Here is a 12,809-nt window from a genome sequence, read left to right on the forward strand (position 1 = left end):
TATATACGGTCAATTCGGGCACGAACGACGAACGGCCCCCGCGTCGGGACGCCGGGGGCCGTTCGGTCGACGGTGCGGGGCGGGCCCGCAGCAGCGACTACTCCTGGTTCCGGTTGGCGGGCAACTTCTCCAACTCTGCATCGATGGAATCGAGTGCCAGCAGAGCGGTTTCGTAGGTCGCCGCACTGGAATGCTTGACGGCGACGAGGTTGCCGGCCTTCACGGCGGGCAGATCCTGCCACAGCGGGGAGGCGAACAGTTCCTCCAGCTCCGGCGGGAGGGAACCGTCGGCCTCGACACCGTAGACGATCACGTCGGCCTCGCCGAGGTTCTCGGGCAACTGCTCGACCGACAGGTACTCGGCATGGACGGACTCGGGATCGGTCGGCTCCCCGTAGAAGTCGAGCCCGAGATCGTCGAACAGGTTGGTGGTGTACGACGAGGCGTACTCACGGGAGAACTCACCGGGCTCGGTGCCGCACACACCGCATACGCCGGCGAACTTCAGGCCACCGAGCGAATCGGAGTACTTGTCTGCGATCTCGGCGGCGCGAGCCTCGTACTCCTCCTTGAACTCCCCGTAGGAGTCGGTGACGTTCGCGGCATCGGCGTACTGCTCGCCGAGTTCGCGCCATTCGCCCGGCACCGTGAGCCCGACGAAGACCACGGGGGCGAGCGCCTCGAGCTTGGCCACGTCGACCTGCTCCTGCACCCGAGCCGGAACGCCCATGATGATGAGGTCGGGATCGGCGGCGGTGACGGCCTCGTAGTTCAGCTCCGAGACGGCGCCGTCGGGGGCGACCTTCGGCAGCGCCTCGTAGGCGGCCAGGGTCTCCTCGTCCATATTGTCGAGCTCGCGGCTCCACTCGCACACCGCGGCGAGGTTCGCACCGGCCTGGATGAGCGGGAGGGTCGCGTAACCGCAGGAGACGATGCGCTGCGGGTCGGCCGGAATCTCGATGCTGCCGTTCTGCGCCTCGAAGGTGCGCGTCGCCGCGGAGTCGGTGCCGCTCTCCGCGCTGCCCTCGCTGTCGCTCGAGCATCCCACCAGTCCGACGGCCAGCAGAGCTGCCGCGCCGAGCGCCGCGGCGCCCCGCGCACGCTTGCGTTCCAGAACGCGCATCGTTGATCTCCCAGAGTCTCCCGCCGGAGCGCGTCGCCCCGGTCACGATTGGTTAGGCTAACCGAAACAGACCGTCCCGCCAAGCGCTTCGTTTCAGCCGAATTCGAGGGCGAAATCGTCGATCTCCGCTTGGTCCAGGTCGTCGAGCGTGAGGTCGGACGGCGTGAACCCTCCTGCGTCCTCGTTCGCCGAGTGCCCGGCGAGCGCACGCAACGCCGCGATCCACTCGTCGGCGAGCGCGGCGACCGTCGCCGCCGGAACGAGATCGGGGCTGTACCCGAACATTCCGCGCAGGACCGGCTCCGCACCGGAATCGTCGGTGAGCACGCCGATCTCGACGGCGTGTGCGACGGGCATATCGGCTTCGATGGCCCCGCCGAGAGCCGAACTCTCCGGGGCGCCGGCCCACGCCTGTCCCTCGGTCTCCCCCAGCGTGAACCGGCCGAGATAGTTGAACCCGATGTCGACGGCACCGACGGTCGCGAGCTTCGGACCACCGACCGGATCGAGATGCCGCAGCATACCGAATCCGATTCCGCTGTCCGGGATCTCCCGCAGCTGTTCCTTCACCCGTTTCAGCGCGTCCCCCGCACTCGTTCCCCCGGCGTACGCGTCGGCGACATCGAGCCCGCCGACGTCCAGACGCACCGGATAGAGCGTCGTGAACCAGCCCACCGTGCGCGACAGATCGGCCCCCGGTACGGCCTGTTCCTCGCGGCCGTGTCCTTCGAGATCGACCGCGATCGCCCCGGCGCCGCACACCCGCGCGGACGCCAGCGCCAGAGCCGTGAGCAGGACGTCCTCGACTCCGGCGTGGAACTGTTCGGGCACGGTGGTCAGCAGCGCATCCGTGATGTCGGCCGGAACCTCGACCTGCACCTTCGCCGTCTCCGCCATCGTGTGCCGCTCGGGATCCGGCTCGCCCGACGCCAGCCGGACACGTCCTGCCGGCGCGAGGATCCGCCGCCACAGGGACAGTTCGGATCTGCGTGCCGCCACTCCGTCGAGCAGTCCCCGAGCCCAGCGACGCAGCGACGTACCCGCACGCACCGGCGCGACACCGTCGACGGCACCGGCGAGATCGGGCACCAGAATGCGCCACGACACGCCGTCGACGACGAGATGATGTACCGCGACGAACACCCGCCCCGGTGCGTCGGGTCCCGCGTCGAAGAAGATCACGCGCACGAGCGCGCCCGCGGCGGGATCGAGTTCGGCGTACGCGGCCTCGGTCGCGGCGACGACCACCTCCTGCAGGTCGGCCGAGCCCGAGACGTCCACGCGGGTCACGATGTCCGCGGCGTCGACGCTACCGACCGGGCGGACGTCGAGCACCCGCGCCTGCGGGTCGAAGACGGCCCGCAGGGCGTCGTGCGTGTCGAGCAGGGCCTGGACGCCGCCGACCAGCCGATCGAGGGTGAGCCCCGCCGGCGCGAGGAGCAGCCGCGACTGCGCGTAGCGGGCGTAGGGTCCACCACGGTCGAGCATGTCGTGGACGATCGGTGTCGCCGGGACCTCGCCGAGTGCCGCCTCGACGTCCACCGTCCCCGGGCCGTCCTCGATCTCCGCGACCCGGGCGAGACCCGCGGGGCTCCGGTGCTCGAAGACGTGCCGCGCGGTGAACCGGATCCCGGTGGCGCGTGCCGCGGACACCAGCTGGATGGACACGATCGAATCGCCACCGAGAGCGAAGAAGTCGTCGTCGGGACCCACGGCGTCCAGTCCGAGCACACCCGCTGTCAGCTCGCACAGTCGTTGCTCGAGCTCGTCCGCGGGCAGGCGTGCCTCGGTGACCGGCGCGAAGACCGGCTCGGGAAGTGCTCTGCGATCGATCTTTCCGTTGCGGGTGACCGGCAGTTCGTCGAGCACGACCGTGACGGCGGGCACCATGTAGTCGGGCAGCCGCTCGGCAACGTACACCCGCAGGGTGTCGGGGTCGGTGGTTCCGGCCGCATAGGCCACGAGCCGTTTGCGGCCCGGCTCGTCCTCGCGGACCACGATCGCCGCGGCGGCCACCTCGGGATGACTGCCGAGAACGGTCTCGATCTCGCCGAGTTCGATGCGGAAGCCGCGGATCTTCACCTGGTCGTCGGTGCGGCCCAGATAGTCGAGAACCGCGCCGTTCGCTGCGGAGACCCTCCAACGCACCAGATCCCCGGTGCGGTACAGACGCCCACCGTCGGCGCCGAAGGGGTCGGCCACGAATCGCCCCGCGGTCTGCGCACACCGCCCGAGATAACCCCGCGTGACGTGCGGTCCGCCGACGTACAGTTCGCCGGCCACTCCCGGGGGCACCTGCCGCAGGTACCCGTCGAGGACGTACACCCGGCCGCCGGGGATCGGTCTCCCGATGTTCGGGGCGCTTCCCGGAGTGAGGACGACACCGGTCGCGTCCACGGTACATTCCGTCGGTCCGTACATGTTGCTCACGCGCACATCGGGATCCGCTGCGAGCTGCGACCACAGCTCACCTGGTACGGCTTCGCCCCCGAGCACCATCGACTCGGGACGATGCGGCGCTGCGGGGTCGAGGAGTCCCTCGGCGAGCAGGCGACCGGCGAGCACCGGACCGCAGTCGAGGGCATCGATACGGTGCGCCCGGACGTACCGGACGATCTCGCCGGCGTCCGCCATGAGGTCCTCGGCGAGCACGTGCACGGTGTGGCCGCCCAGCATCGCGAGAAGCGGCTCGACGGACGAGTCGAACGCGAAGGTGTAGCTCAGCAGCACGGCGCGGCGTCGCGTCGCCGGATCGCCGACGGTGCGGGTACGCACCGTCTCCCACAGGTTCACAACGCCGCAGTGCGGCACCATCACCCCCTTCGGGGTGCCGGTCGACCCGGAGGTGTAGACGAGATAGGCGGTGTTGTCCGGGTGCACGACCGGCATCCGCACGTCCGGGGCGGGATCGTCGACGGACTCGACCGAGTCGGCGTCGAGCACGACGCCCACACCGGCGTCGCGGATCATGTACTCGTTCCGGTCGGCGGGCTGTTCCGGGTCGAGCACCAGATATGCCGCTCCCGACTTCCACACGCCGAGGATCGCGGCGACCAGCACCGCCTCCCGCGGAAGGCTCAGTCCCACGACGTCTTCCGGGCCGATCCCGTTCGCGACGAGGTGCCGGGCGATCCGGTCGGACCACGCGTCGAGTTCCCGGAAGGTCAGGCGGGTCGACGGCGTGACCAGCGCCGTCTCGGCACCGTACCGCTCCACCGTGCGAGCGAACAGGGCGGGCAGGTTGTGCGGCGCAATCGGATCCGGGGGCGCGGTGGCGTCGCCGGCGCGCAGCACCTCGCGTTCGGATCCGGTGAGCAGATCGAGCTGCGAGAGCCGGGCGTCCGGATCGGCGCACACCGCGGCGAACGCCCGCTCGACCCGCGCGGCGAAGGCCTCGGCGGACGATTCGTCGAACAGGTCGCGGGCGTATTCGACGCGCACGCACAGATCGCCGCCGGATTCCTCGATGACGTCGAAGGTGAGGTCGAACATCGCGGTATCGTTCGCGACGAACGAGGGGGCCGGTGCGAGGTCGTCGAATCCCGTGATCGCCGGCGGGCTCTGGTACTGCACCATCACCTGGAACAGCGGGTGCCGGGCCGCACTGCGCTCGGGATTGAGTATCTCCACCACCCGGTCGAACGGGACGTCCTGGTGCGAGTACGCCGCGACGTCGGTGTCCTTGATCCGGCCGAGCAACTCCCGCACGGTGGGATCGCCCGACAGGTCGGTGCGCAGCACCACCATGTTGACGAAGAAGCCCACGAGGTCGTCGAGTTCGGGGGCCGGCCGTCCCGCCGTGGGTGAACCGAGCGGAATATCCTCGCCGGCGCCGCTGTGCGACAGCGCGACCGCGACCGCCGCGTGCACCATCATGAACATCGTGGTGCCGGTCGCGCGTGCGGCCTCCCTGATCCCCGCGGCACGATCGGCCGGGATCCGGTGTTCGACACCACCGCCCGCATAGGACGCCACGGCCGGACGCGGACGGTCGGCGGGAAGGCCGAGTTCGGCCGGGAGCCCGTCGAGTTCCTCGCGCCAGAATGCGAGCTGTCGCGCGGCGAGCGAGGACTCGTCGTCCTGGTCGCCGAGGAGTTCGCGTTGCCAGATCGCGTAGTCGGCGTACTGCACGGGCAGCGGAGCCGGATCGTGGGAGTCGCCGCGCACGTGCGCCGAGTAGAAGTTGCCGAGATCGCGCAGCAGCAGGGGCGTGGACAGTTCGTCGCTCGCGATGTGATGGGCGAGCACGAGCATCACATGCTCGTCGGGCGCAATCGTGAACAACCGGATCCGCAGCGGTATCTCGCGTTCGAGGTCGAATGCGTGCCGGGCCTCGGAATGCAGACGTCCGGCGAGCGCGTCCCGGTCGACGGCCTCGACCGCGAAGGGAACGGGCGCCTCGTCGAGCACCTGCTGCATCCCCGTGCCATCGCGTTCGACGAGAACGGTGCGCAGACTCTCGTGGCGCGCGAGCACGTCGGAGACCGCCTGCCGCAACGCATCCGGGTCGACCGGTCCGTGCAGGTCCACCGTGATGGGGACGTTGTAGGTCGGGCTCGGCCCTTCCATGCGGTACATGAACCACAGCCGCTGCTGCGCGTACGACAGTGGTGCAAGGGACAGGAGCGCGGGCCCGGTGTCGGCGCGGGGAACGAGCGCCGGCCGGGCCGCGGCGGCGGGATCGGCGGCGCCCCCGCGGGCGGCGTCCGCATCGTTGTCACAGTGGGCGGCGAGCGCGACGACCTGCGGGTGGTCGAAGACGGTCCGGATCGGCAGGTCCACACCGAGTTCGTCGCGGATGCGGGCGAGCAGTTTCGCGGCGCTGAGGGAGTGGCCACCGAGCGCGAAGAAATCGTCGTCCGCCCCCACAGTGTCGAGACCCAGGATGTCGGCGTAGATCCGGCACAGGGCCCGCTCGGTCTCGGTCTCCGCGGCGCGGGACGAGACCATCGCGGAGAAGTCCGGTCGGGGCAGTGCCTTTCGGTCGAGCTTGCCGTTGGAGGTCAGCGGCATCTCGTCGAGGACGACCAGCGCGGCGGGAACCATGTAGCCGGGCAGGAACTCGGCGGCGAGGCGGCGCGCCTCGACCGGTTCGGGCACGTCCTGCCCGACGAGATAGCCGACGAGCTGCGCGTCGCCGGAGGGATCGGTGCGCACCACCGTCGCCGCGCGGGACACGCCGGGGATACGCAGCAGGGCGGTGTCGACCTCACCGAGTTCGATCCGGAATCCGCGGACCTTGACCTGGTTGTCGATCCGGCCGCGGTAGACGATGCAGCCGTCCTCGGTCCACTGCACGAGGTCGCCGGTGCGGTACAGGCGGGCGTACGGACCCGAGGAGTCCTCCGAGTACGGATTCGCGACGAACCTGCTCGCGGTGAGGGCGGGCGCGTCGAGATATCCCCGGACCACGCCGGGGCCGGCCACGTACAGTTCGCCCTCGGTTCCCGCCGGCACGGGCGCGAGTCCCGAATCGAGGATGTACACGCGCAGGTTGGCGACGGGCCGACCGACCACTGGTGTCTCGGCGTCGGACACCTCCGCGACGAGGACGTCGACGCTGCACTCGGTGGGTCCGTAGAAGTTGAAGGCGGCACCCTTGCGCTCGCGCAGGCGGCTCCACAGCCGTTCGGAGACCGCGTCGCCGCCGAATCCGAGGGTGGGCACGGTGCCGTCCGGGAACAGACCGTCGTCGACGAACTGTTCGAGCCGGCTGGGCGAGAACTCGACGAAATCCCATCCCTCGTCGAGGGCGCGGCGTGCGAGCGACGCCGGGTCGCGCTGGGTGGCCTCGTCGACGATGTCGACGGTGTGGCCGGCCAGCATCCACAGCAGCGGCTGCCACGACGCGTCGAACGCGAGCGACCAGGCCAGTCCGAGGCGGAGGGACTCACGACCGGCCTCACGGGCGGCGCGGGTGAACACCTGGGCGCGGTGACTGTGGAACAGGTTGACCAGTCCGCGGTGGGGGACGACGACGCCCTTCGGTCTGCCCGTGGAGCCGGACGTGTGGATGACGTAGGCGATCGACTCGGGGGTCAGGGGGCCGCGCTCCGAGTCGTCGAGCGGAGCGTCGGACACGGAGTCCAGGTCGAGATCCTCGAGCACGACGCGGTGCGGTGCGCCCGGGACCTCACCGACCCGGTCGTCGGTCACGCGGGCGGTGAGGACGCAGACGGGATCGGTGGATCCGAGGATGTGGGCGAGGCGGTCGAGGGGCTGGTCGACGTCGAGCGGGACGTAGGCGGCGCCGGTCTCGAGGACGGCGTGGATGGCGACCAGCGCGTCGACGGTACGGGGCAGCGCGAGCGCGACCCGCGCGTGCGGCCGGCCGAGATCGAACCGGGAGACCAGATACCGGGCCAGCCGGTGCACGCGCGCGCCGAACTGGGCGTAGGTGAGCGTCGCGTGGGCGTCCGCCGCGGCCGGTGCGTCGGGAGCCGCCGCGATCCGCTCCTGCAGCAGATCGACGAGCGTCGACTCCGGGTCGAACGGGATGTCTGGGCTGTGGCTCCAGTCGTCGAGGATCACCCGTCGCTCGTCGGCGGTGACGACGGAGACCTGTGCGAGCGGGGTGTGCAGATCTCGCTCGGCCACCGAACCGAACAGCATGTCGAGGCGCTCGGCGTGGACCTTCAGATCCGCCTCGCTGTAGACGTCGGCGTCGACGTCGACGAACACCTCGAGTCCGGCGCTGCCGTCGAGCGGCCGCACGGTGACCATGAAGTCCTGCAGGGGTCCTCGGGCCACCGAGTGCACGGACGCGCGGATGTCGCCGAACCGGAGCGAGTCGCCGAACGGCTTGACGTTGACCGAGGGTCCGATGACCCCGCGCGAGCCTGTAGGCAGACGCAGGTCGCGCTGGATGTCCTCGGTCCGGTAGCGATAGTGGTTGCGGCACAGCGCCACTCCGTCACGCACTTGCGCGACGAGATCGACGAGCGTGGCCGATGCGGTGGGATTCAGGCGCAGCGGAACGACATTGACCGCCGTGACGGGCACCCGCAGCGCGGCCGTGCCGAGCCGGTTCATGACGGGGAACCCGAGCGTGAGGTCCTCACGCCCGGTGGCGCCGCGCAGATAGACCGCGACCAGTGCGGTGACCGCGTCGCCCCAACTCGCGCCGGCCTCCTTGCCGAGGGCCACCAGACCGCGGTGCTGCTCGGCGTCGAGGGTGAAGCGCGCCGCGCGGGAGCGACGCGCGATGCCACCCGGTCCGGGTCGCAGTGCGACCGCTTCGCCCACCCCGTCGAGGTACTCGCTCCAGAAACGACGGTCGGCGTCGAAGTCCGCCGAGTCGCGATGGTCCGATTCTTCCCGTATCACCGATTCGACCGAGTCGAACCGTGCGGCAGCAACTTCCGCGCCGGCGACCGCGGCGGTGTAGCGCTCGGCGATGCGCCGGTTGAACAGCGAGAAGCCGAAGGCGTCGAGGACGATGTGGTGGGCGCGGAGGTAGAGCAGGACGTGATCGTCCGCCAGTCGCAGGACGGCGGCCCGGACGCACGGATCGACCGCCAGGTCGACGGGTCGTTCGAGGTCGCGCGCCATCCACTCGTATGCCGCAGCCCAAGGATCAGCTGCGGACGTCAGGTCGACGGCCGGGGCGAGATCCAGTGCGCGAGCGCCGGGAATCTGGACGACCGTACCGTCGGCCAGGGTCTCGAATGCCGCGACCAGCACCTCGGCCTCGGATGCCGCCGCAGAAACGGCCGCGACCAGCGCTTCCTCGTCGATCGCACCCCGCAGTTCGACACACTCGGACGTGTTGAACAACGGGTTGTCGGGGTTCAGCTGCTGGGCGAACCATACGCCCGACTGCGCGCGCGACAGAGCGAGCCGTGAGGCGTCCGGACCGGCAAGGGGCACTGGAGATCTCTTTCCTTCGATCGAAACGATTGACTGGGAACGGAATCCGCTGATCTGCGCGCTGTGGCGCCGGAGGGGACAGTACCAAAGGTTAGGCTTACCGTATATGTTGCTCTGTGATCGTGTGCCCCGTGGCGCGGTCCTGCCAGCAGACCTCCTCAACCGGAAGGTACGAGAATGCAAGTGCCGGTCCTCGGCGCAACCGCTACCGACCGGGCCGAGCGGCCCGTCGCGCACCCGTTCGTCCTGTCCCGCCCGCACGGCACCGTCGTGGCCGAAGGCGTGACCGAGCGCTTCGACCGCCCCTCCGCCGCCGCCGAGGCTCTCCGCACCGGGCGGATCACCGCACTCGTCGGTGCGTTACCGTTCGAAGTCGGTCGCCCCGCCGCGCTGACCGCCCCGCATGTACTCCGCCACTCCCCCGCGCCCTACGACGCACCCGCCGGCGACCTGCCCCCTATCGCGATCACGGGGGCGTTGCCCTCCGAAGGCGAGCACATCGACCGGGTCGAGACCGCGCTGAGGCTGCTCCGTTCGGACGAGAACGAACTGCTCAAGGTGGTCCTGGCCCGCGCACTCGTCCTGCGCGCCGACCGACCCGTCGACCCGCACGATCTCCTGGCCGCGCTCGCACGGAACGACCCGCTGCACAACGGCTTCCTCGTCGACCTGAGCGCGGCCGGCAACGGCTGGACGGGGCGTCATCTGGTGGGGTCGAGCCCGGAGGTACTCGTCCGGCGCCGCGGCGATCGGGTCACCGCCCATCCCCTCGCAGGTTCCGCACCGCGCCACCGCGATCCCGAGATCGATCGCGGGACCGCCGAGAAACTCGCCGGTTCCGCGAAGAATCTCGCCGAGCACGCGCACGTGATCGATGCGATCCGCACCGCGCTCGAACCGGTGTGCGCCGACCTCGACATCCCCGATCGGCCGTCGGTGACGAGCACGCGGCAGCTGTGGCATCTCGGCACGCCCATCGAGGGACGACTGCGCGACCCGGACGTCACGGCACTCGATCTTGCACTCGCAGTGCATCCCACCCCTGCGATCTGCGGCACGCCGACCACCGCCGCCCGCGACCTGATCCTCGCCACCGAGGGCGATCGGGGCTTCTACGCGGGCGCCGTCGGATGGTGCGACGCACACGGCGACGGCGAATGGATGGTCACCATCCGCTGCGCCGTCCTCGAACCCGACGGCGTCGGGCTCACCGCCTACGCCGGGGGCGGTATCGTCGCCGACTCCGACCCCGCCGACGAACTGGCCGAGACGACCGTCAAGTTCGGCACCGTCCTCGATGCACTGGGAGTACTCCGTTGACCGAGACCGCACCCCTCTCCCCCGTCACGCTCGTCGTCGGAGCCGCGCAGGGCATCGGCCGCGCGACCGCCGAGACCCTCGCGCGTGCCGGGCACCGTCTCGTGCTCGTGGATCGCAACGCGGAGGGACTGCGCAAGACCGCCGCGCTGCTCGGCGACTCCGTCCCCACCTGTGCCGTCGACATCCGCGACCACGACGCCGTCGCCTACGTCGTCGACAGCATCGAATCCGAGCACGGACCGATCGAGCATCTCGCGCACGTCGCCGGCGTCTTCACCACGGGATCGGTCCTCGACTCCGATCCCGAGGACTGGCGGCACATGTTCGACGTCAACGTCACCGGCCTGCTGGCGGTCCTGCGTTCGGTGGGTCGGGCCATGCGGGGGCGGCGGTCGGGTTCGATCGTCGTGGTCGGGTCGAACTCCGCGGGCGTGCCCCGCATGGGCATGGGCGCCTACGGATCGTCCAAGGCCGCTGCCACCATGATCGTGCGGATCCTCGGACTCGAGCTGGGGCCGTACGGGATCCGCGCCAACATCGTCGCACCCGGCTCCACCGACACGGCCATGCAGCGCTCGCTGTGGGAGGACCCGAACGACGACGCAGGCGCGCGCGGTGCCATCGAAGGCGATCTGTCGCAGTTCAAGGTCGGCATCCCGCTCGGCCGCATCGCAGAGCCCACCGACATCGCCGAAGCCGTCGAATTCCTGCTGTCCGACCGCGCGCGTCACATCACCATGCAGGCGCTCTACGTCGACGGCGGCGCCACACTCCGTGCCTGACCGGCCCGGCCCGTCCCACCCCTCGAAAGGATCCGTTCCGTGACAACCGGTCTCGAGCGCTCACCGCTCGTCGACACCGCCCGCTACCCCGAGGAGTTCGCCGAGCGGTATCGCGCAGCCGGTTACTGGGCGAGCGAAACCTTCGGCGAATTCCTCCCGGCCCGCGCCGCCCGGTTCGCCGATCGCACCGCCGTCGTCGGACACGACGCGACGGGCACCTGGCGGCGCATCACCTACCGCGAACTCGACGACGCCTCGGCCCGCATCGCCGCCGGCCTCGCCGACCTCGGTGTCCGGAAGGGCGACCGCGTCGTCCTGCAACTTCCGAACATCGTCGAATACACCGAGGTGCTTTTCGCGGCCTTCCGCCTCGGCGCGCTCCCGGTCTTCTCCCTGCCCGCACATCGCGCCTCGGAGATCGGCTACTTCTGCCGGTTCAGTGACGCCGCGGCGTACGTGATCGCCGCCGAACACGGCGGGTTCGACTACCGTGCGCTCGCCCGGCAGGTCACCTCCGAGATGGAGAATCCGCCGGCGGTCGTGGTCGCCGGTGAGGCCGAGGAGTTCACCGCACTCGGGTCGCTGCGCGGCCGCGAACCGGCTCCGATCACCGAGAACGACGCCGAAAGCGTTGCGTTCCTGCAGTTGTCGGGTGGTACCACCGGAACCTCGAAGCTCATCCCCCGCACGCACGCCGACTATCTGTACTCCGTCCGCGAGTCCGCGATGATCTGCGGGGTGGACGAGACCACCCGCATGCTGGTCGCGCTGCCGGCGGCCCACAACTTCCCGATGAGTTCGCCGGGCATCCTCGGTGTGCTGCACGCCGGTGGCACCGTCGTCCTCGCCCCGGATCCGAGCCCGGACACCGCGTTCGCCCTGATCGAGAGCGAGGGCGTGACCATGGCGTCGCTCGTCCCGCCCCTCGCGCAGGCGTGGTTGTCGGCGCGGGCACGAACCGAGCGCGATCTGTCGTCGCTCGAGGTGCTGCAGGTCGGGGGCGCGAAGTTCCCCGCCGAGGCCGCCAAACGTGTTCGCCCCGAACTCGGGTGCACGCTGCAGCAGGTCTTCGGTATGGCCGAGGGCCTCGTCAACTACACCCGGCTCGACGACGACGAGGACACCATCGTCACCACCCAGGGCCGGCCGATCAGCCCCGACGACGAGGTCCGGATCGTCGACGATGCAGGCGATCCCGTACCCGTGGGCGCGACCGGGCACCTGCTCACCCGCGGCCCGTACACGATCCGGGGATACTACAACGCGCCCGAACACAATTCGACGGCGTTCACTCCCGACGGCTTCTACCGCACCGGCGACATCGTCCGGCTCACCGAGCACGGCTACATCGTCGTCGAGGGACGCGCGAAGGATCAGATCAATCGGGGCGGCGAGAAGATCGCGGCCGAAGAGGTCGAGAACCATCTGATCGCGCACCCGGCCGTGCTCGACGCGGCGGTGGTGTCGATGCCCGACAAGTATCTCGGTGAACGCACCTGCGCCTTCGTCGTCACCGAGGGTGAAGCCCCGAAGGCCTTTGCGCTCAAGAAGTTCCTGAGGGAGCGAGGGCTGGCCGACTACAAGATCCCCGACAAGGTGCGGTTCGTCGATGCCTTCCCGGTCACGGGGGTGGGCAAGATCAGCCGGAACGAACTGCGGCGCGCTCTGGCCGCAACCTTGACCTGATCGTTCGAGACCATCTGCAGGTACCGTCT

At 70.0% G+C, this 12,809-nt stretch carries 5 protein-coding genes; 3 read left to right on the forward strand and 2 right to left on the reverse strand.

The window, feature by feature from the left end; genetic code table 11:
* Nucleotides 1-97 precede the first annotated feature (97 nt).
* Together GON09_RS14310 and GON09_RS14315 are read right to left on the reverse strand one after the other, a co-directional pair.
* Complete coding sequence (locus GON09_RS14310) at nt 98-1,123, reverse strand: ABC transporter substrate-binding protein (protein ID WP_213932357.1); 1,026 nt, start codon at nt 1,121-1,123, stop codon at nt 98-100.
* A gap of 93 nt (nt 1,124-1,216) precedes the next feature.
* Nucleotides 1,217-8,992: a non-ribosomal peptide synthetase gene (locus tag GON09_RS14315; protein WP_213932358.1), complete on the reverse strand. Its 7,776-nt coding sequence runs from the start codon at nt 8,990-8,992 to the stop codon at nt 1,217-1,219.
* A 177-nt stretch (nt 8,993-9,169) separates the two neighbouring features.
* On the opposite strand from GON09_RS14315, the gene GON09_RS14320 reads away from it, so the two are divergent.
* The 3 genes from GON09_RS14320 to GON09_RS14330 are packed head-to-tail and all read left to right on the forward strand — an operon-like array spanning nt 9,170 to nt 12,780.
* Nucleotides 9,170-10,312, forward strand: coding sequence for an isochorismate synthase (locus tag GON09_RS14320; RefSeq protein WP_213932359.1), 1,143 nt, complete (start codon nt 9,170-9,172; stop codon nt 10,310-10,312).
* Nucleotides 10,309-11,094 carry a 2,3-dihydro-2,3-dihydroxybenzoate dehydrogenase gene (locus tag GON09_RS14325; protein WP_213932360.1) on the forward strand — a complete coding sequence of 262 codons (786 nt, stop codon included), beginning with the start codon at nt 10,309-10,311 and terminating at the stop codon, nt 11,092-11,094. Before GON09_RS14320 ends, GON09_RS14325 begins: the two co-directional genes overlap by 4 nt.
* 39 nt (nt 11,095-11,133) lie before the next feature.
* A complete protein-coding gene (locus GON09_RS14330) occupies nt 11,134-12,780 on the forward strand; it encodes a (2,3-dihydroxybenzoyl)adenylate synthase (RefSeq protein ID WP_213932361.1) in 1,647 nt (548 codons plus the stop codon).
* The last annotated feature ends 29 nt before the right edge of the window (nt 12,781-12,809 follow it).

It is taken from the genome of Rhodococcus sp. B50 (assembly GCF_013602415.1).
Taxonomy (GTDB): Bacteria; Actinomycetota; Actinomycetes; order Mycobacteriales; family Mycobacteriaceae; genus Rhodococcus.